We start from the raw sequence: 21354 nt of genomic DNA on the forward strand, positions 1-21354 counted from the left end.
AGCGTCAGCATGGAAAGCACCGGTCCGAGGGTGTTCTCGGGCGGCATCTGGGAGGAGAAGTACGGCTACGCCCGCGCCGTGGTCGTGGGAGAGCGCGTGATCGTCTCCGGGTGCACGGCCACGATCGACGGCGAGGTACGCCACGTCGGCGACGCCTACCGGCAGAGCCTGACGGCCATCGACATCGCGCTCGACGCCGTCGAGGTCGGCGGCCTGACCCGCGAGGACGTCGTCATGGTCCGCTACTACGTGGTGGAGCAGCGCCACTTCGACCTCGTCGGCCGGGCCATCTACGAAGTCTTCGGGCACGTGCGGCCCGCCTGCACAGGAGTGAGGGTCGCCGGGCTGGTCGACCCTCGAATGCTGGTCGAGATCGAAATCGAGGCACTGCGAGCATGACCGTAGCGGTAAGAGTGATCCCCTGTCTCGACGTCGACGCCGGGCGTGTGGTCAAGGGCGTCAACTTCGAGAACATGCGCGACGCGGGAGATCCGGTCGAGCTGGCCAGGCGCTACGACGAGGAGGGCGCCGACGAGCTGACCTTCCTCGACATCACCGCCTCGTCGGGCGAGCGGGAGACCATGCTCGACGTGGTGCGCAGGACCGCCGAGCAGGTGTTCATCCCGCTCACCGTGGGCGGCGGCGTGCGCGTGGTCGACGACATCAACCGGCTGCTGCGGGCCGGGGCCGACAAGGTGTCCCTGAACACCGCGGCCATCGCCAGGCCCGAGCTGCTGACCGAGGCGTCGCGGCGGTTCGGCGCGCAGTGCGTGGTGCTGTCGGTCGACGCCCGCCGGGCGCCGGGCATGCCCAGCGGGTTCGAGGTGACCACCCACGGCGGCCGGCGCGGCACCGGCATCGACGCGGTGGAGTGGTCGGCGCGCGGCGAGGAGCTGGGCGTCGGCGAGATCCTGCTCAACTCCATGGACGGCGACGGCACCCTCGACGGCTACGACCTGGAGCTGCTGCACGCGGTGCGCGCGGCGGTGCGGGTGCCGGTGATCGCCAGCGGCGGGGCCGGCCGGCTGGAGGACTTCCCGCCGGCGATCGAGGCCGGGGCCGACGCCGTGCTGGCCGCCAGCGTGTTCCACTTCGGCACGCTGAAGATCGGCGACGTCAAGGAGACGCTGCGGATGGCGGGCCACCCGGTCCGCTGAGGCCGCCCGTCCGTTGAGGCCGCCCGCCGGCCCCGCCCGCGCGGGGCCGGCGGCCGGTCAGAACACCCGCATGTGGTGGAAGAGCTCGTAGGAGGCGTCTTTGGCGGCGAACGCGGCCGCCTCGGAACGTTTGACCGCCAGGTACGCGCTGCGCCGCAACGGCCCGAGCGCCTCCATGAGCACCTCGTCGGCCTCCAGCGCGTCGAGCGCCTCCGCCAGGGATCCGGGCAGGCGGGGATAGCGGTCCGGCACGGTGTCGGGATCGACGTCCACGGCCTCGCCCGGGTCGAGCTTGCGGCGGATGCCGTCGAGCCCGGCGTGGATGACCGCGCCGAGCGACAGGTACGGGTTGGCCGAGGAGTCCGACGGCTTCAGCTCCAGGTTCGGCTCGCCGCTCTCGCCCAGCGGCGAGCACACGCGGACGGCCGCCTCCCGGTTGTCGGGGCCGTAGACCGCGTAGGCGCTGGACCACATGCGGGGTGAGAGCCGGCGGAAGCTGTTGACGCTGCCGCAGGTCAGGGCGGTCAGGCCGGGCAGGTGGGCGATCAGGCCGCCGATGAAGTGCGCGCGGTCCTCGCCGTCCTCGGCGAACAGGTTCTGGGTGTCGCGCCACAGCGACAGGTGCAGGTGGGCGCCGTTGCCGGCCTGGTCGGCCAGGGGTTTGGGGGCCAGCGAGGCCCACATCGACATGCGCATCGCCACGCCGCGCACGGTCTCCCGGTAGAGCACGTGGTTGTCGGCGGCGCGCAGCGGGGGCGCGTGGTGCACCGACAGCTCCTGCTGGCCGGGGCCGAGCTCGGGATGGTAGTGCTCGACGCGCAGGCCTTGGGTCTCCAGCGCGCGCACGAGCTTGATCGTGTAGTCGTGCGCGGTGTCGAAGCCCGTGCCGGCATAGCAGAGAGAGTCGTCGAGCGGGACCAGCCGGTCGGGGCCGCCGGTGGGGTCGGGCAGGCGGCGGCCGAGCGTGAACTCGGGCTCGAAGGCCGCCTCGATCCGGTAGCCGTCGCCGGCCAGCTCCGCCACGGCGTCCTTGAGGAACGTCCGCGCGCAGGCTTCCCACGGTGAGCCGTCGGGCCGGCGCAGGTCCGACAACATCGCGGCGGCGCCCGGTGCATGGGGCAACGGGACGAACGTGGCCGGGTCGGGGACAATGCGAACCTCGCCCACCGGACCCAGATGCTCGACCTCCTGAAGCTGGTCGAGCATGTTCATCGCCATCATGGCCACCGTGTGCCCGATGCCCGAGTTGAGCCGTTCGGCCAACCGGGACCGGGACGCCGCCTTGCCACGGACCACGCCACCGTGGTCGGCGTACAGGAAACGGATCAGCTCGATGCCCTCAAGCTCTGCTCGTTCGAGGACGCGCCGGGCCTGCGGATCGAGCTGATTGATCTTGGTGCCGCTGGGGCGATCTCTCATCCTGCCTGCGTAACACGATCTGTCAGCGCGTGGAAGCACCTAGCGCGGACAGAACGCGAACATCAGGTCAGAACATTCGTAAAGAAGACCGCCAATTGGTTGGCTCCTTGGACAATTCCGTCAAACACGCCGTTGACCGCGGCCGCCGCCTGGGCCGGCCGGGTGAACAGGTAGAAGACCACGAACGCCACCAGAACGTACGTAGCCACCTTCTTGACCTGCATGGGGGGCCTCCTGCAGTCCATTCCCAGCCGTATATACCCGGATCTGGGCGATCACGGTCATCTTCTGTGAAGATGTCCAAGATCCTAACCGGGGGGCTTCTTTCCTGTGCCATCGTACGGGCTGGAGGTTTAAGACGAGGGGTTTCTGGGCCGAGGGTTTCGGTCAGAATCCGAGCCGGGCTTCGGTTGCCCGGCTCACCGCCGCGTCGTCGCCGGTCAGCTCCACCCGGGCGTGCTCCTGCCGGCCGAAGCAGAACAGCAGCAGCTCCTGGGCCGTGCCGGTGACCTGAACCTTGGCGCCCTCCCGCGCCCCGCCGAGCGCCACCCCGCCGGGTCCCGCCCCGCCGCCGGTGCGGCGCAGCACCAGGCGCACCGGCGAGCGGCGCAGCATGAGCCGGGCGCCCGCCGACACCCGCTTCCAGATGAGCTCGTCGAGGTCGGCCGGCAGCTCGCGCGGCTCCCATCCGGGCTGGGCGCGGCGCACGTCCTCGTGGTGGACGTAGAACTCCAGCGTGTTGACCGCCTTGTCCAGGAAGGGCAGCAGCCCGTAGACGCCGCCCGGCCGGCGCACGATGCCGACCAGCTCGGGGTAGGGGTGCCTGGCCTTCAGGCCGTTCTGCACCGAGGCGGTGTAGCCCGCCAGCGCGCTGATCCCGATGCCGCCCATGGCGTCCGGCCGGCGCTCGCGCAGAACGAGGTGGGCGGCCAGGTCGTAGGTGGTCCACCCCTCGCACAACGTGGGCGCGTCGGGGCCGAGCCGGTCGAACAGGTCGCAGAGCGCGGCGCGTTCGCCACGAGCGTGAGTCACCCGGCCAAGCCTACCTGTGGGAATAAGGAGACGATCGGACGTGATAGGGACATAGATAGAAATATCGACGTTTGAAGGGAAAAATACCGAGTGGCGAGCAAGGTCACCTCGGCCGTCATGCGTCAAGGGCTGCGTGTCCTTGGGGTGGCCATTCGCACGGAGAGAGCCGTGTTCGCGATGGCCGCGCTGGCCAGCGCGGTCTACGGCGGCATGACCGTCGCCTCGGCCTGGGCACTGGGCTGGGCGACGCAGAACGTGGTGCTGCCCGCCTTCGACCAGGGCCGGACCACCACCGGCGCCCTGTGGACCGGCACGCTGCTGATCATCGGCACCGCGCTGCTCAAGGCGATCGGCGTCGCGGGGCGGCGCATCCTGGCCGGCGTCGTGCAGTACCGCATGCAGGCCAGGTCACGCAGGGACGTGACCAAGCAGTACCTGCGGTTGCCGCTGTCCTGGCACCACCGGCACCCGACCGGGCAACTGCTGTCCAACGCCAGCGCCGACGCCGAGGCCGCCTGGGCGCCGCTCGCGCCGCTGCCGATGGCCGTCGGCGTGCTGGTCATGCTGTTCACCGCGGCCGTCGCCATGGTGTTCACCGACCTCGTGCTCGCGCTGGTGGGCTTCCTGATCTTTCCGGCCATCGCCGTGCTGAACCTGGTCTACCAGCGCCGGCTCAGCCCCCTGGCCACCCGCGCCCAGCAGCTGCGCGCCGAGGTCAGCGAGATCGCGCACGAGAGCTTCGACGGCGCGCTGGTCATCAAGACCCTCGGCCGCGAGGAGCTGGAGACCAACCGGTTCCGCCGCCGCGCCCACGAGCTGCGCGACGCCAACATCGCCGTCGGCCGGGTGCGCGGGCTGTTCGACCCCATGCTGGAGGCGCTGCCCACGATCGGCGTGCTCGCCGTGCTCGCGGTCGGCGCGCTGCGCCTGTCCACCGGCTCGATCGACTCCGGCGACCTGGTGCAGGTCGCCTATCTGTTCACGCTGCTGGCCTTCCCGATCAGGGCGCTGGGCTGGGTGCTGGCCGAACTGCCGCGCAGCGTCGTCGGCTGGCAGCGGGTGCAGGCCGTGCTCGACGCCGAGGGCTCCATGGACTACGGCGACACGCCCGTGGACTCGTCCGGGCCCGCCGAGCTGAAGGTCGCCGGCGTGTCCTACGCCTACGGCCAGGCCCAGGTGCTGCACGACGTCACCTTCGACGTGCCGCCCGGCCGTACCGTGGCCCTGGTGGGGCCGACCGGGTCGGGCAAGTCGACCCTGGTCCAGCTCCTGGTCCGGCTCGTCGACCCCGACTCCGGGCAGGTGCTGCTCGACGGCGTCGACGTGCGCGACCTGCCCTATGGCGCCATCGCCGGCTCCGCCGCGCTGGTGCCGCAGCAGACGTTCCTGTTCGACGACACCGTACGCGGCAACGTCGCGCTCGGCCTGGACGCCGGCGACGACGACGTGTGGGCGGCGCTGCGCCTGGCCCAGGCCGACGGCTTCGTCGGCCGCCTGGGCGACGGGCTCGACACCCGCGTCGGCGAGCGCGGCGCGTCGCTGTCCGGCGGCCAGCGCCAGCGCGTCGCGCTGGCCCGCGCGGTGGTCCGCCGCCCGCGCCTGCTCATCCTCGACGACGCCACCTCCAGCGTGGACCCCCAGGTCGAGGCCAAGATCCTGCACGGGCTGCGCGACAGCGCGGAGGCCTCCACCGTCGTGGTCGTCGCCTACCGGATGGCCACCATCGCCCTGGCCGACGAGGTGGTCTACCTCGACCACGGCCGGGTCGTGGACCGCGGGACCCACGAGGAACTGCTCGTGCGCTGCCCCGGATACCGCAACCTGGTGACCGCCTACGAGCGCGAGGAGGCCGAACGGGCCGCCATAGACCTGTCGCTGGCCCAGGACGCCGAAGAGGAAGAGGAAGAGGTCAGCGCATGAGCGAGGCGCTCCAGGGCAACGTCGAGCGGTCGGCGCTGGCCACCATCTGGCACGGCCTGTCGCTCACCCCCGAGTTCCGCAAGGGGCTGGCCGGCACGCTCGGACTGGCCGTCGTGGCGACCATCGGCAAGATCATCGTGCCGATCGCGGTGCAGCAGACGATCGACACCGGCATCAAGAGCGGCACGCCGGACCTGCCGTACATCACCCGGGCCGTCCTGGTGTGCGCCGCGGCCGTGCTGCTGACCGCGCTGGCCGGGTACATCATGAACGTGCGCCTGTACAAGGCCACCGAGTCGTCGCTGGCCAGCCTGCGCGTGCGCGGGTTCCGGCACGTGCACGACCTGTCGGTGCTCACCCAGAACAGCGAGCGGCGCGGCGCGCTGGTCTCGCGGGTCACCAACGACATCGACCAGATCAGCACGTTCATGCAGTGGGGCGGGCTGATGATCATCGTGGCGTTCGGCCAGCTCTTCGTGGCCAGCGTGCTCATGCTGGTCTACTCCTGGCAGCTCACGCTGCTGGTGTGGGTGTGCTTCGTGCCGCTGATGATCGCGCTGCCGCGGTTCCAGCGGCTGTTGTCGCGGGCGTACACGACCGTGCGCGAGCGGACCGGCGACATGCTCGCCGCGGTCAGCGAGTCCGTCGTCGGCGCCGCCGTCATCAGGGCCTACGCCTCCGAACGGCGTACCGCGGACCGCATCGACAAGGCGGTGGACGCCAACAGGACCGCGCAGATCAAGGCGCAGACCATCGTCGGCTTCGTCTTCCCGCTGACCGAGATCGTCGCCGCGCTGGCCATCGCCGGGATCGTGCTGCTCGGGGTCAGGCTCGGCGTGTCCGGCGACATCACCGCGGGCAAGCTGGTGGCCTTCCTCTTCCTGGTCACGCTGTTCGTCTCGCCGCTGCAGACCGCCACCGAGGTGCTGAACGAGGCCCAGAACGCGGTGGCCGGGTACCGCCGCATCCTGGGCGTCCTGGACACCCCGCCGGACGTCGCCGACCCCGGCGAGAAGGGCGTGCAGCTGCCCAGGGGCCCGATCTCGGTGGCCTTCGAGAACGTGCACTTCTCCTACCCGGGCGGCCCGCCCGTGCTGCGCGAGGTCTCGCTGGAGATCCCGCCGCGCTCGCGCGTCGCCGTCGTCGGCGAGACCGGGTCGGGCAAGACCACGTTCGCCAAGCTGCTGACCCGGCTCATGGACCCGGTCGGCGGCCGCGTCACGGTGGACGGCCACGACCTGCGCGACGTGCGCTTCTCCTCCCTGCGCGAACGCATCGTCATGGTCCCCCAGGACGGCTTCCTGTTCGACGGCACCCTGGAGGACAACGTCCGGTACGGCAGGCCGCCGGCGACCCGCGAGGAGATCCAGCTCGCGATGACCGAGCTGGGCCTGGCCGACTGGGTCGAGGGACTGCCCGCGGGCCTGGACACGCCCGTCGGCCAGCGCGGGGAGTCGCTGTCGGCGGGCGAGCGCCAGCTCGTCGCCCTGGCCCGCGCCTACCTCGCCGACCCCGACCTGCTGCTGCTGGACGAGGCCACCTCGGCCGTCGACCCGGCCACCGAGGTGCGCCTGGCCCGCGCGCTGGAGGGCGTCACCAGGGGCCGCACGGCCGTCTCGATCGCCCACCGGCTCTCGACGGCGGAGAACGCCGACGAGGTGCTGGTGTTCGACGCCGGCCGCCTCGTGCAGCGCGGCCCGCACGCCGAGCTGGTCACCCAGCCGGGCGTCTACGCCGACCTGCACGCCTCCTGGGTCTCGGCGGCGCACTCCTAGGCACGCGTTCCTGGACGCGCGTTCCTAGTCGAGGGCGGCGGCGAACGTCACGCTCGTGCCCGCGGGACCGGACACGATCGTGATGTGGTCGCACAACATCCGGGTCAGCCACAGCCCCCGCCCGCGGAACTCCAGCCCCGCGGGCGGGCGCGCCTCGCCCATCCAGCCGGGCGGCAGCCCCGGGCCCTGGTCGGTGACCTCGCACCACAGCCGTCCCTCGCCCGACCACAACCGCAGCCGCCCCTGGCCGCCGCCGTGCAGGACCGCGTTGGTGGTGACCTCGTTGACCGCCAGCACGAAGTCCTCCAGCCGCCGGCCGCTCAGCCCCTCGTAGGCGGCCTGCTCGGCCACGGCCCTGCGCAGAAACGTGATGCGCCCGCGCGCGAAGGTCGCTCGGAGCACCTGCCTACCCATCGCCCACCCGGCGGACGACGACGTGCGAGTCGGCCCTGACCAGCCGGAGCACCCGGGCCACCCGCTCGGCGCAGACGACCACGGTCGAGCCGGACGGCCTGGCCGCGGCCGTGACGGTCAGCAACCGGGCCGAGCCGGCGTCGATGAAGTCGAGGTGGGAGGCGTCGATCACGACCTGCCCCGGCTCCTTCTCCAGCGGCGACAACACCGAGCCGAACGCCGGCCTGTTGGTGAGGTCGACGTCGCCCCACACCCGCAGCCCCGGCGGCGAGGAGGTGTTGGCGAAGCGCAGCAGGGCCTGCTCGGGCGCGATGGGGTGCACCGCGGTGGCCCGCTCGATGGCGTCGAGGGGGAACAGCTCGCGGTCGTACTGGCACACCGCGGCCAGCCAGCGCTCGCCGAACAGCTCGTTGGCGGCGGCCTCGAACGCCGCCTGGGCCTGCGCGTCGCGCGCTCCCCAGGAGGCGTCGATCAGGGCGTAGACGCCGTGCTGGCCGTGCCTGCGCGCCCGGTGGTGGGCGTCGGCCAGGCCGTGCAGCAGGCGGTCGGGGTCGAGGCGGCCGTCGGTGAAGTGCGTGTCGGCGCAGGACAGGATCTCCACCTGCCCGGCCGCCTCGGCGTCGTCGAACCCCGGGACGAGCGGCGCCAGCCAGCCCCGGGTGCGCTCCGGGGTCTCCGCATGGGTGATGATCACCACCTTGGTCCGGCGGCGCAGCCCGTTGAGTGTGAACTGCCTGGTCGTCGTCATGCGCTCCCGCTCGCCCTCGAACGGCAGGCAGACGTGGTCCCCCAGATCCGGGTCGAGGACCGAGCCCGCGACGTGCACCACGATGTGTCCTCCCTAGCACGCGTCGCCTAGAAATTACCGTGATGCCCGCGATCACGTAGCGCGTTCTCGGCAAAACACACCGTTACCCGTTCTCGCCGGTGTACGTTTTCGGCGGGGCCGCCCAGGAAGGGTCATGAAAGGCATGGGCGTGGACGTTCTGGAGACGACGCACAGCAGGCACGGGGACATCGTGGTGGTCGCCCTCACGGGCGAGGTTGACGTGGACAACGTCGCCCAGGTCAGGAGGTGCCTCGACGAGGCGGTGGTGGCCGACGGCACGCGGCTGGTGGTCGACCTGACCGGGCTGACCTTCATCGACACCACGGGGCTCGGGGTCCTGGTGCGCCAGCTCGCCGCGTTGCGCGACAGGGACGGCACGATGGCGCTGGTGGCCTCCGACGGCCAGGTGCTGCGGCGGCTGCGCAGGACGAACCTGGCGGCCCTGTTCCCGATCCATGACACCTTGTCGCAGGCGCTGGCCCAGCCGGAGGCGGGAGCACGAGGGCGGGCTGGTTGAATGGCACCATGTCCCTCGACCCCGAGATCGCCGCGCGGCTGAAGCGCAACCCGGACGGCCTCGTGCCCGCCATCGCCCAGCAGCACGACACCGGCGAGGTGCTCATGATGGCCTGGATGAACGACGAGGCGCTGCATCGCACGCTCACCACCGGCCGGGCCACCTACTGGTCGCGCAGCCGCGACGAGCTGTGGGTCAAGGGCGACACCTCCGGGCACGTCCAGCACGTCAAGAGCGTGGCCCTCGACTGCGACGGCGACACCATCCTGCTCAAGGTCGACCAGGTCGGCGCCGCGTGCCACACCGGTGACCGCACCTGCTTCGACGCCGGTCTGCTCGGTTAGTGGCCCCCGACATGGCGTCCGACGCAGCGTCCGGCACGGCGTCCGGCACGGCGTCCGGCACGGCGTCCGGTGAGGTCTCCGGCAAGGGTTCCGGGAACGGGCGGCGCGAGTTGTGGGCGTGGCTGGCGCTGACCGTCCTGGGCAGCTGCCTGGTGCTGCTGGCGGCCGGTCAGGTCTGGGTGCGGGTGCTCGGCGCGCAGGCCGCCGACGCGGTCGCGCCGACCGGCGGCGACCTGAGCCCCGTGCTCTCGCCGCTGGGGCTGGCGGGGCTGGCGGGCGTGGTGGCCGTGCTGGCGACCAAGGGCGCCGGGCGCCGGGTCGTCGGCGCGCTGGTCGCGCTCTGCGGCGCGGGCGCGGCGGCGGGCACGTGGGCGGGGCTGGCCTCGGCCACCGTGACCGGCTGGCTGCGCGAGCACAACGCGGTCCGCGCGGTGGCCGGCCTGCCCTGGGAGCCGGTGCCGGGGTGGCCGGTCGTGGCCGGGCTCGGCGCGTTCCTGCTCCTGGCCGGCGGTGTGCTGGCCGCGGTGCGCGGCGGCAGGTGGGCGGGCATGTCGTCGCGCTACGACAGGGCGGCCGACGCGACGGGCGAGCGGGCCGGCGAGGGGGCAGGCGCGGTCGCGGCCACGGCTCGCAGGCACCATGAGGACCGCGAGCTGTGGGACGCGCTCGACCGCGGCGACGACCCGACGGAGTCCCCGGACCGCCGCTGAGGTCGGTAGTTACGAAATCTCCACGGTTCTGAACCTCTGTCTGCTTGGCAAACGTTTTCTCAATAAGCTGCCGGTGCAACTCGCCAAAAGACAAGAGGAGCCAGGCTCATGAGCTACGGGGACCAGGGCGGCAGCGGGGGCTACGGTGCGCAGCCCCCCGGCGGAGGCTACGGCCAGCAGCCGCCCACCGGCGGCGGCCACGGCCAGGGCCCGGGTTACGGCCAGCAGCCCCAGAGCGGCGGGGGTTACGGTCAGCAGCCGCAGAACGGCGGGGGATACGGCCAGCAGCCGCCCAGCGGGGGCGGCTACGGCCAGCAGCCGCCCACCGGCGGCGGTTACAACCAGCAGCCGCCCAGCGGCGGCGGTTACGGCTACAACCAGCAGCCGCCGAGCTACCCCCAGGAGCCCCTCGGCTACGGCCAGCAGCCGCAGCCCCCGAGCGGCGGTTACGCCCAGCCCGGCTACGGACAACAGGGTTACGGTCAGCAGGGCTACGGCCAGCCCGGCTACGGCCAGTACGGCGCGCCGCAGCAGCCCCGCTCCACCAACGGCATGGCGGTGGCCTCGCTCATCCTGGGCATCGTCGGCCTGATCACCTGCGGCGCGACCAGCATCGTGGGCGTCATCCTCGGCCACATCGCGCTCAACCGCATCAAGCGCTCGGGGGAGGAGGGCCAGGGCATGGCCATGGGCGGCCTGGTGACCTCCTACATCATGGTCGTGCTGTTCGTGCTCTTCTGGATCCTCTTCGGCGGGTTCTGGCTGACCCTGATCGGCATCGGCTCGGCGGCCTCCGTCAGCGACTACTCGTGAACGGGCGGGGCGCAGCGTGACGCCCCGCTTGCGGTGTGATTACGAATTGTCCGCAACGTGGGCGTTAGTCCACGTAGGGGATGCTTTATCGCTAGGCTGCCGCGCGCAACTCGCTTCACGCTGACGACATGAGGAGTCACGAGCATGAGTTACGGAAACCAGGGCGACGGCGGTTACGGCGCCCAGCCGCCCGGCGGCGGTTACGGGCAGCAGCCGCCGAGCGGTGGTGGCGGCTACGGCCAGCAGCCGCCCAGCGGCGGCGGTTACGGCGGCGGCTACGGCCAGCAGCCCCCGAGTGGCGGCGGCTATGGTGAGCAGCCCCCCGGTGGCGGCTACGGCCAGCAGCCCCCGAGCGGTGGCGGCTACGGCCAGCCCCCTGGTGGCGGTTACGGGCAGCCGCCCGGTGGCTACCCCGGTGGCGGTTACGGCCCCGGCGGCGGCGGCACCCCGCCGGACAACCAGCTGGTCCCGGCGATCCTCACCACCCTGTTCTGCTGCCTGCCGCTCGGCATCGTGGCGATCGTGAAGTCGTCGCAGGTCAACTCCAAGTGGCAGGTCGGCGACATCCAGGGCGCCATGCAGGCCGCCGAGGAGGCCAAGACCTGGTGGAAGCGCAGCCTGATCTTCGGCGCCATCGCCATCGTCCTGCTCATCATCTTCTACGTGGTGGTGTTCGTGCTGCTCGCCGCCTCGACGAGCAGCTACGGCTCGTACTGACGGACGGGATACTGGAAGCATGGACATCGCAACAACCGGGCGGCGGGGGACGGGGCGGCTGAAGGGCCTGCTCGCGCCGCTCGGTGTTGCGGCCGCGGCGGGGGCCGTGTTCGGCGTGGTCGGCGTGGTCGACCCCAACCAGCCCGGCCACTACCCGACCTGCCCGTTCCTGTGGGTCACCGGTCTCTACTGCCCGGGTTGCGGCACGCTGCGCACCGTCCACGCGCTGGCCCACCTCGACCCGCTGGCCGCCCTCGGGCTCAATCCGCTGGCCGTCGCCATGATCCCGTTCCTGCTGTTCTGGTGGGGCCGGTGGGTCGTACGGGCGTGGCAGGGCAGGCCGCGGCGCACCACGTTGGCCCATCCGGCGTGGCTGTGGGCCTTCCTCACGGTCGTGATGGTCTACTGGGTCGTCCGAAACCTCCCCTTCGGGGCGTTCCTCGCGCCGTAGTACGGGCCCTGTGGCGAGGTGACCCCGGTGGGGCCGATACCATCGCAGGACAAGGCCGAGAGCGGACGCGAGGCGAACTCTCTGCCACCCCCACTGTCAACCGGAGGGACCCCAAGCGCGTGAGTGAGCGGACGGAAGGACCGAGTGTCCTCGACGACATCCTCGAAGGGGTGCGCGCCGATCTCGCCGCACGTCAGCAGGCCGTGTCGATCGACGAGCTCAAGCGGCGAGCCGAGCGGGCCCAGGGGCCCAGAGACGCGATGGCCGCCCTCGGGGGTGACAGGATCTCGGTGATCGCCGAGGTCAAGCGGTCGAGCCCGTCCAAGGGCGCGCTCGCCGCCATCGCCGACCCCGCCGCGCTGGCGGCCGACTACGAGGCCGGCGGTGCCCACGTGATCAGCGTGCTGACCGAGCGGCGCAAGTTCGGGGGCAGCCTGGAGGACCTTGCGGCCGTCCGCGCCCGCGTCGACATCCCCATTCTGCGTAAAGACTTCATCCTCACCTCCTACCAGCTCTGGGAGGCCCGCGCCCACGGGGCCGACCTGGCGCTGCTGATGGTCGTCTGCCTGGAGCAGGAGGCGCTGGTGTCGCTGATCGAGCGGGCCGAGTCCATCGGGCTCACCCCGCTGGTCGAGGTGCACACCGAGGAGGAGCTGGAGCGGGCGGTCGCCGCCGGGGCGCGGGTCATCGGGGTCAATGCGCGTAATTTGAAGACTCTTGAGGTCGACCGCGACGTCTTCGCGAAGCTGGCGCCGAAGATCCCGGATAATGTGATCAAGATCGCCGAGTCGGGCGTGCGCGGCCCGCACGACCTGCTCGCCTACGCCAGGGGTGGCGCCGACGCCGTCCTGGTGGGGGAGAGCCTGGTCACCGGCAAGGATCCGCGCAAGGCAGTGGAGGCGCTGGTGACCGCCGGCGCTCACCCGTCGACGCGCCCCGACCACTCAGCAGAGGGATAGCAGTGGCTAACGAAGGCTCCATCCTCAGCGCCGCCGACCTGGCCGGCGGCGCCGCGTACGGCAACGACCCCGACCTGCACGGCAAGTTCGGCATCTTCGGCGGCCGCTACGTGCCCGAGGCGCTCATCCCTGCGCTCGACGAGGTGGCCGCCGTCTACGACAAGGCCAAGACCGACCCCGAGTTCCTGCGCGAGTTCGACCACCTGCTGCGCACCTACGCCGGCCGGCCGACCACGCTGACCGACGTGTCGCGCTTCAGCCAGGAGGCCGGCGGCGCGCGCATCGTGCTCAAGCGGGAAGACCTCACCCACACCGGCGCGCACAAGATCAACAACGTGCTCGGCCAGGCGCTGCTGACCCGGCGCCTGGGCAAGAAGCGGGTGATCGCCGAGACCGGCGCCGGCCAGCACGGCGTGGCCACGGCCACCGCGGCCGCCCTGCTCGGCCTGGAGTGCGTCATCTACATGGGCGCGGTCGACTGCGAGCGCCAGGCGCTCAACGTGGCCCGGATGAAGCTGCTCGGCGCCACCGTGGTGCCCGTCCACAACGGCTCCAAGACGCTGAAGGACGCCATCAACGAGGCGTTCCGCGACTGGGTGACCAACGTCGACACCACCCACTACCTGTTCGGCACCGTCGCCGGCCCCCACCCGTTCCCCGAGATCGTGCGCGACTTCGCCCGCATCATCGGCGTCGAGGCCCGTCGCCAGATGCTGGAGCTGACCGGCGCGCTGCCCGACGCGGTGTGCGCGGCGGTCGGCGGCGGCAGCAACGCCATCGGCATCTTCCACGCCTTCATCGGCGACGAGGGCGTGGCCCTGCACGGCTACGAGGCGGCCGGTCACGGCCTGGAGAGCGGCGAGCACGCGCTCACCCTCACCGCCGGCTCGGTGGGCGTTCTTCATGGCTCGCGCACGTACGTGCTCCAGGACGACGAGGGCCAGACGATCGAGTCCCACTCGATCTCGGCCGGGCTCGACTACCCGGGCGTCGGCCCCGAGCACGCCTGGCTGAAGGACTCCGGCCGCGCCACCTACCACGGCATCACCGACGACGAGGCCATGGCGGCGTTCTCGCTGCTGGCCAGGACCGAGGGCATCATCCCGGCCATCGAGTCCTCCCACGCGCTGGCGGGCGCGCTGAAGCTGGGCCGCGAGCTCGGAGCCGGGTCGACGATCCTGGTCAACCTGTCCGGCCGCGGCGACAAGGACATGGGCACCGCCATGAAGTACTTCAACCTCTGACGCCCTCGGCCGCGCGGCGCGGGTGACCGTGAGACGGCCTGCGGCAGGGCATCATGGTGGGACTCGACCTTCGAAACGGACAGACATGACGACTCTTCAGACGGTTTTCGCCAAGGCGAAGGCGGACAACCGGGCCGCGCTCGTCGGCTACCTGCCAGCCGGCTTCCCGTCCAAGGACGGCGCGATCGCCGCCGCCGCGGCCCTGGTCGAGGCGGGCTGCGACGTCATCGAGATCGGCCTGCCCTACTCCGACCCGCTCATGGACGGGCCGACGATCCAGGACGCGGTGCACCGCTCGCTGGTCAACGGCACCCGCATCGCCGACGTGATGCGCACCGTCGAGGGGGTCGCCGCCACGGGGGCCGCCACGCTCGTCATGACGTACTGGAACCCGATCGACCGCTACGGCGCCGACCGGTTCGCCCGTGACCTGGCCAACGCGGGCGGCGTGGGCACGATCACGCCCGACCTGACGCCGGAGGAGTCCGAGCCGTGGCGCACCGCCTCGGCCGCGGCGGGCATCGACACGGTGTTCCTGGTGGCGCCCAGCTCCACGGAGGAGCGCATCAAGGCCGTGGTCGACTGCTGCACCGGCTTCGTCTACGCCGCCTCGCTGATGGGCGTCACAGGCGCCAGGGAGAGCGTGAACTCGGCGGCCGAGGGCCTGGTCAAGCGCACCCGCGCGCACACCGACCTGCCCGTGTGCGTGGGCCTGGGCGTCGGCACGGGCGCGCAGGCGGCCGAGGTGGCCCGCTACGCCGACGGCGTGATCGTGGGGTCGGCGTTCATCCGCCGCATCCTCGACGCGCCCGACGAGGCCGCCGGTCGCGAGTCGATCATGGCGCTGGCCGGTGACATGGCGCGCGGCGTGCGCCGCTGAGCCTTCTCCGGGCTGTCCCGATCGTCGCGAAAGGCGCGTTCCCGAGTGGGGGACGCGCCTTTCGCTCACCGTGCCGCCGGGGTCAGCCCAGGTCGGGTTCCGTACGTAGTTCCAGGGTCGGGCCCACCTGGTCGAGCTCCAGGACGACGATCTCGTTCGTCCCGGCGCGCAGCAGCGGGGCCGGGACGTAGAGGGTGCGCTGCGGGCCGCGGTCCCAGTAGCGGCCCAGGCAGAAGCCGTTCACCCAGACGTACCCCTTGCCCCAGCCGGGCAGCGCGAGGAACGTGTCGGCGGGCTCGTCCACCTCCAGGACGAACCGGAAGAACGACCTGGGCCCGGCCTGCGAGCCGTCGGCGAACGGCACCGCGGAGACGTCCTGCAGCGGGATCGGCCGTGCGCTCCACCCGTTCAGGTACTGCTGGTGGTGCAGGACCCCGCCGGTCAGGCCCTTGCTCTCGCCGGTCAGCGGCCCGTAGTTCGTCCGCCCCATCGACTCCACCAGCAGCTCCACCGTGGCGGGGCCGGACACCGTCACCTCCGGCTCCTCGGCGTCGCGCTCGAACACCCCGGCGAGCCGGCCGTCCACGAACACGTGCGCCCGGTCGCGCAGGCCGGGCAGCCGCAGCCGGTACGCGCCGCGCGGCCCCGGCACCTCCCCCCGGTACAGCACCAGCCCGTGCTCCAGCCCCAGCTCCTCGAACGACGGCGGCACCGGCGCGCTCACCTCGGCCCCCGCCACCGCCTCCAGCGCGTCGCCCAGCGACACCGACTGGACCGGCCGCAACGTCGCCGGCGGCAGCACGGCCGGGACCGGCGGCACCGCCGGCGGCTCGCCCGCGTACCGCGACAACACCTCGCGGAAGCGCCAGAACTTCTCGGTCGGCGCCCCGCGCTCGTCGATCGGCGCGTCGTAGTCGTAGGAGGTCACGGTCGGCCGCCAGTCGCCCATCGCCCGCTCGCCGGCCTGGTTGGCGCCCGCCCAGGTGCCGAAGTTGGTGCCGCCGTGCGCCATGTAGAGGTTCACCGACGCGCCGAGCTCGAGGATGCGCTCCAGGACGGCGGCCGCGTCACCGGCGTCCCTGGTCATGTGCTTGTGGCCCCAGTGGTCGAACCAGCCGCACCAGAACTCCATGCAGAACGGCGGATCGTCCGGCCGGTGCTCGCGCAGCGCGGCGAACGCCCGGTCGGGGTCGGAGCCGAAGTTCACCGTGGCCAGCACGCCCGGCAGGGTGCCGCCGGTCAGGTACCAGTCGGCCGGGCCGTCGGAGGTGAACAGGGGCACCTCGACGCCCCTGGCCGTCAGGCCGTCGGCCAGGTGGCGCAGGTAGGCCAGGTCGCTGCCGTAGGAGCCGTACTCGTTCTCCACCTGGACCATGATCACGTTGCCGCCGCGGGTCACCTGCCGCTCGACGACCTGCGGGAGCAGCCGGTCGAAGAAGCGGTCCACGTGGCCCAGGTATTCGGGGTCGCAGGTCCTGATCCGGCCGGTGAGCCAGGCGGGCAGGCCGCCGTTGTCCCATTCGGCGCAGATGTAGGGCCCCGGCCGTACGATCGCCAGGAGCCCCTCCTCGGCCGCCGCGTCCAGGAACGCGCCCAGCTCCTCCATCCGGCGGAACTCGCCCCTGCGCGGCTCGTGCAGGTTCCACGGCACGTACGTCTCGACGGTGTTCAGCCCCATCGCCCGCAGCATCGCCATCCGGTGCCGCCACTGCCCGGGATGCACCCGGAAGTAGTGCATGGCGCCCGACAACACCCTGAACTCCGCGCCGTCGAGCCGGAACACTCCGTTCTCGACCGAGAAAACACCCATAACTCTTCCTCCGATAGGATTTCGCGCCCCGCAACCTTGCCAAGACCGCAGGTCAACGGCCATGGACAAACCCAGACAACCTGTTGGACTCACCCGCGGAGACCGGATGACCCCGCCCTACGACAAGTGGATGCAGTACCTGACCCCGGCGCCCGCCCATCGCGGGCTCGGCCTGGTGTGCCTCGGCGTCGGGCGCCAGGAGGGACGGCTGCCCACGGTCGGGCCGCGCACCCTGCAGCACCACGTCGCCGTCCTGGTGACCGCGGGCCGCGGCTGGTTCTGCCAGGGTGAGGGGCCCGTCGTCGACGTCGTCGCGCCCGCCGTCATCTGGCTCCTGCCCGGCGTACGCCACCACTACGCGCCCGACGAGGCCGGCTGGGACGAGTGGTTCGTCGACTTCACCGGCCCCGCCGCCACCGCCTACCAGGACCTCGGCTTCGTGGACGCCGGAAACCCGGTCACCCCGCTCACCACGGCGGAACCGGCCGCCCACGCCATCGGCCGCATCGCCCAGGCGTGCCGCAGGGGCGGCCCGTACCTGGAGGTGGAGACCTCGGCCATCGTGCACGAGGTCCTGGTCGCCCTCAGGCGCAGCCGCGCCGACGAGGACCCCTACGGCGACCCGGTGCTGGCCGGGCTGGCCAGGGACGCCTGCCTGCCGGTGCCGGTCGCCGAGCACGCCAGGCGCCTCGGCATGCCGCTGACCGAGCTGCGCCGCGCCGTACGCCGGCTGGCCGGATGCAGCCCCAAGGACTACGTGCTGTCGATCAGGCTCAACCGGGCCAAGGACCTGCTGGCCGGCACGGACCTGCCGGTCGCCGCCGTGGCCCGCCGCGTCGGCTACGACGACCCGGCCTATTTCACCAGGTTGTTCACCCGCCGCGCCGGTCTGCCGCCGAGCGAATTCCGGGCGCAGCAGTATCGTGGACTTCCTACCATTTCATGAACGGGACTCTGCCTTAGCCGACGCTTATCCCGAGCGTGATCGGATGATGTCCCGGTACTGTGCGCATTCCCGGCGCAGAGAAAGAGGAGATCACCCGTGGCCGCGTCACAACCGTCACACAACGGCAGATCGGCGATACCCTGGGTGACGACCGTCGCCCGGCTGATCCTGGGGGGCGTGCTGATCGCGGCGGGGGCGCTGAAGATCGGCAATCCGTCCGACTCCGTGGTCGCGGTCAAGGCGTACCAGTTGCTGCCCGAGTCGATCGCCGAGATGGTGGGCTACGTCCTGCCGATCCTGGAGATCGTCGTCGGCGTGCTCCTGGTCGTCGGTCTGCTGACCAGGGTGGCAGCGGTGATCGCCGCGCTGCTCATGTTCGCCTTCGTGTTCGGCATCGCCTGGGCCTGGGCGCACGGCCTGCGGATCGACTGCGGCTGCTTCGGCGGCGGCGGCCAGCTGGAGACAGGACAAGAGCCGGCCTACCTGCTCGACATCCTGCGCGACTTCGGCCTGGTGCTGCTCGGCGCATGGACAGCCCGCTTCCCGCCGGGACGGTTCGCCCTCGACGGGGCGCTCGGACTGGCGGGTGCCGAGGAGGACACAGGTGACGAAGAGGAGATCGAGGATGAGCAAAGCGCAGCGCACCAAGTCTGACCGGAACATGTCGGCGCGCGAGAAGATCAGAGAGCAGCAGGCCGCCGCCCGCGCCCAGGAGAAGCGCAAGAAGCTGGTGACCTACACCACGGCGGCCGTGGTCGCGGTGGCCGCGGTCGGCCTCGGCGCGTGGTACACGATCAGCTCCTCCAAGTCGGAGGAGGCCGGCGCCGCGCTCGCGCCGATCACCCTGCAGCCCGACGGCAGCGCGGTGATGGCCCAGGCGGGGGTGACCCAGCCGGTGGTCGACATCTACGAGGACTTCCAGTGTCCGGTCTGCAAGGAGCTGGAGCGGGTCAGCGGCTCGACGTTCAAGAACCTGGCCGCCGAGGGCAAAGCCAAGGTCGTCTTCCATCCCATCACGATCTTCTCCAGGGAGCCGACGAAGGGCAACTCCGTACGCGCCGCGGCGGCCGCCCGCTGCGTCGCCGACGGCAAGCAGTGGATGGCCTTCCACGACCTGATCTACAAGAACCAGCCGGCCGAGACCGTCGAGGGGTTCAAGACCGGCCAGCTCGTCGAGTGGGGCAAGGAGGCCGGGGTCACCTCGCCCGATTTCGAGAGTTGCGTCACGTCCCAGAAGCACGCTCCCGCCGTGCTGACCGACAGTACGAAGATCATGGGACAGCAGGCGATCGAGGGCACGCCCACCGTGAAGCTCAACGGCACCAGCATCGGCGAGGCGGCGTTCTCGCCGCAGCAACTTCGCGATGCGGTCACGAAGGCCGCCAAGTAGCCGCAGGCTGCGCTACCCTCACCTGACATGCCCCTAGCCTCGATTCCCAGCCCTTCCCAGGGGGTCTGGTATCTCGGAATCATCCCGATCCGGGCCTATGCACTGTGCATCGTGCTCGGCGTCGTCGTCGCCGTCTGGCTGAGCGAGCGGCGCTGGGTCGCCCGCGGCGGCCAGAAGGGGACGATCATCGACATCGCCGTCCCCGCGGTGATCTTCGGTCTGATCGGCGGCCGGCTCTACCACGTCATCACCGACTGGCAGACCTACTTCGGCAGCCGTGCGATCAAGGAGCCGTACCAGGCCCTGTTCATCTGGGAGGGCGGGCTCGGCATCTGGGGCGCGATCGCGCTCGGCGGCGTCGGCGTGTGGTGGGCCGTGCGCAAGCGCGGCATCTCCATGAGCGCCGTCGCCGACACGGTCGCGCCGGGCATCGCCTTCGCGCAGGCCATCGGCCGCTGGGGCAACTGGTTCAACCAGGAGCTCTACGGCGGCCCGACCACGCTGCCGTGGGGCCTGGAGATCGACGTCGATCACGGCGGCGAGCCGGGCGTCCTGTACCACCCGACCTTCCTGTACGAGTCGTTGTGGGACGTCGCGCTCGGCTTCCTGCTCATCCTGGCGGGCAAGCGGTTCACGCTGCGGCACGGGCGGCTGTTCGCCCTCTACGTCGCCGGCTACACGCTGGGCCGCTTCTGGATCGAGGGCCTGCGCATCGACCCGGTCGGCGGGGTCGACCACGCGGTGACCTTCCTCGGCCTGCGGCTCAACCAGTGGACGTCCATCGTGCTGTTCGTCGGCGCGCTGGTCTACCTCTGGGTGACCAGGAACAAGGACACCGAGGAGCGGGTCGTGCCGCTCGACCTGACGGTGGACCCGGCGCACGAGAGCGGCCAGGCCGATCCCGGCTCGTCCGACGCGCCGGCCGTCGTGGCGGCCGAAGCTGCCGATCGTTCCGAGGAGGGCGACGGTCCGGCCGACTCGGCCGAGCCCGCCGAACCCTCCGGCACCGACGCGGACGACGACGCGGACGACGACGCCGCGACGAAGGAGAAGAACCCGCGATGACCGGCGGCGCGGAGATCCACCATCGTCATCGCGACGTCAGCGGGGGCTGGTTGCGGCCCTCGGTGTTCGGCGCGATGGACGGCCTGGTGTCGAACTTCGCGCTCATCGCCGGCGTCGCGGGCGGCACCGCCAGCACCAAGGTCGTCGCCCTCAGCGGCGTGGCCGGGCTGGCGGCCGGGGCCCTGTCCATGGCGGGCGGCGAGTACGTCTCCGTGGCCAGCCAGCGCGAACTGGCCCAGGCCGAGATCGCCGTGGAGCAGCGGGAGCTCGCCGGCAACCCGGAGGCCGAGCTGGCCGAGCTGGCTCAGTCGTTCGTGGACAAGGGGGTGGAGCCCGACCTCGCCGCGGCGGTGGCCGGGCAGATCTCCCGCAATCCCGAGCGGGCCCTTGAGGTCCACACCCAGAACGAGCTGGGTGTCGTTCCCGGCGCGCTGCCCTCGCCGAAGGTGGCGGCCGTGTCGTCGTTCCTGTCGTTCAGTGTGGGGGCGGTGCTGCCGCTCCTGCCGTACCTGTTCGGAGTCGAGGGGCTTACCTTGTCGGCCGTGGTGTCGTGCGCGGCGTTGTTCGGGGCGGGCGCGCTGGTGTCCGCCGTGACGGCGCGCAGCTGGTGGTACTCGGGGTTGCGTCAGCTCGTGGTGGGCGCGGTGGCCGCGGGCATCACGTACGGGCTGGGCAACCTGATCGGGACGTCGGGACTGTGAGATCGGGACGACGCTCCGGCGACTCCTCCGGCGCCGGCGACCACACTCCGGGCACCGGCGGCGCCTTCAACTCCGGCGGCGCTTCCGGCGGGTATGGCGGTGCTCCCGGGGCCTATGACGGTTCCGGGCATTCCGGCGCTGCTCCCGGCGCGCCCGGTGCTTCCGGCGCTTCTGGTGGGGCCGGCGGCGGGCGAGCCGGTGGTTCGCGCGGCGGGCGTGGCGCGGGGGCCGGGAGGGCTCGTCGCCGTTCCGCCGCACGCG

24 protein-coding genes are annotated in these 21354 nt (G+C 71.7%); 18 read left to right on the forward strand and 6 right to left on the reverse strand.

What is annotated here, in order from left to right; translation table 11 throughout:
- Positions 1–9 precede the first annotated feature (9 nt).
- Positions 10–399: a Rid family hydrolase gene (locus ABZ459_RS09805; RefSeq protein ID WP_352326354.1), complete on the forward strand. Its 390-nt coding sequence runs from the start codon at positions 10–12 to the stop codon at positions 397–399.
- Positions 396–1157: an imidazole glycerol phosphate synthase subunit HisF gene (gene hisF / locus ABZ459_RS09810; protein ID WP_357968125.1), complete on the forward strand. Its 762-nt coding sequence runs from the start codon at positions 396–398 to the stop codon at positions 1155–1157. The genes ABZ459_RS09805 and hisF overlap by 4 nt, the downstream gene beginning before the upstream one ends.
- A gap of 57 nt (positions 1158–1214) precedes the next feature.
- Here hisF and ABZ459_RS09815 read toward each other — a convergent pair whose 3' ends face one another.
- From ABZ459_RS09815 to ABZ459_RS09825, 3 genes are all read right to left on the reverse strand, one after another.
- Positions 1215–2576: a glutamine synthetase family protein gene (locus tag ABZ459_RS09815; protein ID WP_357968128.1), complete on the reverse strand. Its 1362-nt coding sequence runs from the start codon at positions 2574–2576 to the stop codon at positions 1215–1217.
- Positions 2577–2638: 62 nt separating this feature from the next.
- On the reverse strand, positions 2639–2800 hold the full coding sequence (locus ABZ459_RS09820; protein ID WP_185844438.1) for a hypothetical protein: 162 nt from the start codon (positions 2798–2800) through the stop codon (positions 2639–2641).
- 163 nt (positions 2801–2963) lie between these two features.
- A complete protein-coding gene (locus ABZ459_RS09825; RefSeq protein WP_357968131.1) occupies positions 2964–3608 on the reverse strand; it encodes a TIGR03085 family metal-binding protein in 645 nt (214 codons plus the stop codon).
- A gap of 117 nt (positions 3609–3725) precedes the next feature.
- Here ABZ459_RS09825 and ABZ459_RS09830 point away from each other — a divergent pair, with 117 nt between their 5' ends.
- Positions 3726–5528, forward strand: coding sequence for an ABC transporter ATP-binding protein (locus ABZ459_RS09830; protein WP_357968509.1), 1803 nt, complete (start codon positions 3726–3728; stop codon positions 5526–5528).
- A complete protein-coding gene (locus tag ABZ459_RS09835) occupies positions 5525–7303 on the forward strand; it encodes an ABC transporter ATP-binding protein (protein WP_357968134.1) in 1779 nt (592 codons plus the stop codon). Before ABZ459_RS09830 ends, ABZ459_RS09835 begins: the two co-directional genes overlap by 4 nt.
- A 24-nt stretch (positions 7304–7327) precedes the next feature.
- Here the strand turns inward: ABZ459_RS09835 and ABZ459_RS09840 are convergent, their stop codons facing one another.
- Both ABZ459_RS09840 and ABZ459_RS09845 read right to left on the reverse strand, forming a co-directional pair.
- Positions 7328–7705, reverse strand: a complete 378-nt coding sequence (locus ABZ459_RS09840; RefSeq protein ID WP_357968137.1) for an ATP-binding protein — start codon at positions 7703–7705, stop codon at positions 7328–7330.
- Positions 7706–7709: 4 nt separating this feature from the next.
- Positions 7710–8546: an MEDS domain-containing protein gene (locus ABZ459_RS09845; RefSeq protein ID WP_357968139.1), complete on the reverse strand. Its 837-nt coding sequence runs from the start codon at positions 8544–8546 to the stop codon at positions 7710–7712.
- A gap of 133 nt (positions 8547–8679) precedes the next feature.
- On the opposite strand from ABZ459_RS09845, the gene ABZ459_RS09850 reads away from it, so the two are divergent.
- From ABZ459_RS09850 to trpA, 9 genes are all read left to right on the forward strand, one after another.
- Positions 8680–9063 (forward strand): STAS domain-containing protein, encoded by a 384-nt coding sequence (locus ABZ459_RS09850; RefSeq protein WP_357968142.1) that lies wholly within the window; start codon positions 8680–8682, stop codon positions 9061–9063.
- Between the two features lie 8 nt (positions 9064–9071).
- The gene (gene hisI / locus ABZ459_RS09855; protein ID WP_357968144.1) at positions 9072–9407 is read left to right on the forward strand and encodes a phosphoribosyl-AMP cyclohydrolase; all 336 of its coding nucleotides are present in this window, start codon (positions 9072–9074) and stop codon (positions 9405–9407) included.
- Positions 9408–9418: 11 nt separating this feature from the next.
- On the forward strand, positions 9419–10117 hold the full coding sequence (locus tag ABZ459_RS09860) for a TIGR02234 family membrane protein (RefSeq protein ID WP_357968147.1): 699 nt from the start codon (positions 9419–9421) through the stop codon (positions 10115–10117).
- 108 nt (positions 10118–10225) lie between these two features.
- Complete coding sequence (locus ABZ459_RS09865) at positions 10226–10930, forward strand: DUF4190 domain-containing protein (RefSeq protein WP_357968150.1); 705 nt, start codon at positions 10226–10228, stop codon at positions 10928–10930.
- A 144-nt stretch (positions 10931–11074) separates the two neighbouring features.
- The gene (locus ABZ459_RS09870; RefSeq protein WP_357968152.1) at positions 11075–11647 is read left to right on the forward strand and encodes a CD225/dispanin family protein; all 573 of its coding nucleotides are present in this window, start codon (positions 11075–11077) and stop codon (positions 11645–11647) included.
- A 19-nt stretch (positions 11648–11666) separates the two neighbouring features.
- Complete coding sequence (locus ABZ459_RS09875) at positions 11667–12098, forward strand: DUF2752 domain-containing protein (RefSeq protein ID WP_357968154.1); 432 nt, start codon at positions 11667–11669, stop codon at positions 12096–12098.
- 119 nt (positions 12099–12217) lie between these two features.
- Positions 12218–13057 carry an indole-3-glycerol phosphate synthase TrpC gene (gene trpC / locus ABZ459_RS09880; protein ID WP_125630391.1) on the forward strand — a complete coding sequence of 280 codons (840 nt, stop codon included), beginning with the start codon at positions 12218–12220 and terminating at the stop codon, positions 13055–13057.
- Positions 13058–13095: 38 nt separating this feature from the next.
- Entirely contained in the window at positions 13096–14301 is a 1206-nt protein-coding gene (gene trpB, locus ABZ459_RS09885; protein ID WP_357968511.1) for a tryptophan synthase subunit beta, read from the forward strand.
- Positions 14302–14386: 85 nt separating this feature from the next.
- Positions 14387–15181 (forward strand): tryptophan synthase subunit alpha, encoded by a 795-nt coding sequence (trpA, locus tag ABZ459_RS09890; RefSeq protein WP_357968156.1) that lies wholly within the window; start codon positions 14387–14389, stop codon positions 15179–15181.
- 82 nt (positions 15182–15263) lie between these two features.
- Here the strand turns inward: trpA and ABZ459_RS09895 are convergent, their stop codons facing one another.
- Entirely contained in the window at positions 15264–16991 is a 1728-nt protein-coding gene (locus ABZ459_RS09895; protein WP_357968158.1) for a beta-galactosidase family protein, read from the reverse strand.
- Between the two features lie 106 nt (positions 16992–17097).
- On the opposite strand from ABZ459_RS09895, the gene ABZ459_RS09900 reads away from it, so the two are divergent.
- The 5 genes from ABZ459_RS09900 to ABZ459_RS09920 all read left to right on the forward strand — a co-directional run bounded on the left by ABZ459_RS09900 (position 17098) and on the right by ABZ459_RS09920 (position 21093).
- Positions 17098–17937, forward strand: a complete 840-nt coding sequence (locus ABZ459_RS09900; protein WP_357968161.1) for a helix-turn-helix transcriptional regulator — start codon at positions 17098–17100, stop codon at positions 17935–17937.
- A 144-nt stretch (positions 17938–18081) separates the two neighbouring features.
- Positions 18082–18591 (forward strand): MauE/DoxX family redox-associated membrane protein, encoded by a 510-nt coding sequence (locus ABZ459_RS09905; RefSeq protein ID WP_357968163.1) that lies wholly within the window; start codon positions 18082–18084, stop codon positions 18589–18591.
- Positions 18563–19327 carry a thioredoxin domain-containing protein gene (locus tag ABZ459_RS09910; protein ID WP_357968166.1) on the forward strand — a complete coding sequence of 255 codons (765 nt, stop codon included), beginning with the start codon at positions 18563–18565 and terminating at the stop codon, positions 19325–19327. The genes ABZ459_RS09905 and ABZ459_RS09910 overlap by 29 nt, the downstream gene beginning before the upstream one ends.
- Before the next feature lie 27 nt (positions 19328–19354).
- Positions 19355–20392: a prolipoprotein diacylglyceryl transferase gene (gene lgt / locus ABZ459_RS09915; RefSeq protein ID WP_357968168.1), complete on the forward strand. Its 1038-nt coding sequence runs from the start codon at positions 19355–19357 to the stop codon at positions 20390–20392.
- Entirely contained in the window at positions 20389–21093 is a 705-nt protein-coding gene (locus tag ABZ459_RS09920) for a VIT1/CCC1 transporter family protein (RefSeq protein WP_357968171.1), read from the forward strand. Before lgt ends, ABZ459_RS09920 begins: the two co-directional genes overlap by 4 nt.
- Positions 21094–21354: the final 261 nt, after the last annotated feature.

The sequence above is a fragment of the Nonomuraea sp. NPDC005692 genome (genome assembly GCF_040631115.1).
In the GTDB taxonomy this organism is placed as follows: Bacteria; Actinomycetota; Actinomycetes; order Streptosporangiales; family Streptosporangiaceae; genus Nonomuraea.

Bases quoted from the DNA above. Each gene is read 5' to 3' on its own strand.
- ABZ459_RS09805 (WP_352326354.1), top strand. From the start codon at position 10: ATGGAAAGCACCGGTCCGAGGGTGTTCTCGGGCGGCATCTGGGAGGAG.
- hisF (WP_357968125.1), top strand. From the start codon at position 396: ATGACCGTAGCGGTAAGAGTGATCCCCTGTCTCGACGTCGACGCCGGG.
- ABZ459_RS09815 (WP_357968128.1), bottom strand. From the start codon at position 2,576: ATGAGAGATCGCCCCAGCGGCACCAAGATCAATCAGCTCGATCCGCAG.
- ABZ459_RS09820 (WP_185844438.1), bottom strand. From the start codon at position 2,800: ATGCAGGTCAAGAAGGTGGCTACGTACGTTCTGGTGGCGTTCGTGGTC.
- ABZ459_RS09830 (WP_357968509.1), top strand. From the start codon at position 3,726: ATGCGTCAAGGGCTGCGTGTCCTTGGGGTGGCCATTCGCACGGAGAGA.
- ABZ459_RS09835 (WP_357968134.1), top strand. From the start codon at position 5,525: ATGAGCGAGGCGCTCCAGGGCAACGTCGAGCGGTCGGCGCTGGCCACC.
- ABZ459_RS09850 (WP_357968142.1), top strand. From the start codon at position 8,680: ATGAAAGGCATGGGCGTGGACGTTCTGGAGACGACGCACAGCAGGCAC.
- hisI (WP_357968144.1), top strand. From the start codon at position 9,072: ATGTCCCTCGACCCCGAGATCGCCGCGCGGCTGAAGCGCAACCCGGAC.
- ABZ459_RS09860 (WP_357968147.1), top strand. From the start codon at position 9,419: ATGGCGTCCGACGCAGCGTCCGGCACGGCGTCCGGCACGGCGTCCGGC.
- ABZ459_RS09865 (WP_357968150.1), top strand. From the start codon at position 10,226: ATGAGCTACGGGGACCAGGGCGGCAGCGGGGGCTACGGTGCGCAGCCC.
- ABZ459_RS09870 (WP_357968152.1), top strand. From the start codon at position 11,075: ATGAGTTACGGAAACCAGGGCGACGGCGGTTACGGCGCCCAGCCGCCC.
- ABZ459_RS09875 (WP_357968154.1), top strand. From the start codon at position 11,667: ATGGACATCGCAACAACCGGGCGGCGGGGGACGGGGCGGCTGAAGGGC.
- trpA (WP_357968156.1), top strand. From the start codon at position 14,387: ATGACGACTCTTCAGACGGTTTTCGCCAAGGCGAAGGCGGACAACCGG.
- ABZ459_RS09895 (WP_357968158.1), bottom strand. From the start codon at position 16,991: ATGGGTGTTTTCTCGGTCGAGAACGGAGTGTTCCGGCTCGACGGCGCG.
- ABZ459_RS09900 (WP_357968161.1), top strand. From the start codon at position 17,098: ATGACCCCGCCCTACGACAAGTGGATGCAGTACCTGACCCCGGCGCCC.
- ABZ459_RS09910 (WP_357968166.1), top strand. From the start codon at position 18,563: ATGAGCAAAGCGCAGCGCACCAAGTCTGACCGGAACATGTCGGCGCGC.
- lgt (WP_357968168.1), top strand. From the start codon at position 19,355: ATGCCCCTAGCCTCGATTCCCAGCCCTTCCCAGGGGGTCTGGTATCTC.
- ABZ459_RS09920 (WP_357968171.1), top strand. From the start codon at position 20,389: ATGACCGGCGGCGCGGAGATCCACCATCGTCATCGCGACGTCAGCGGG.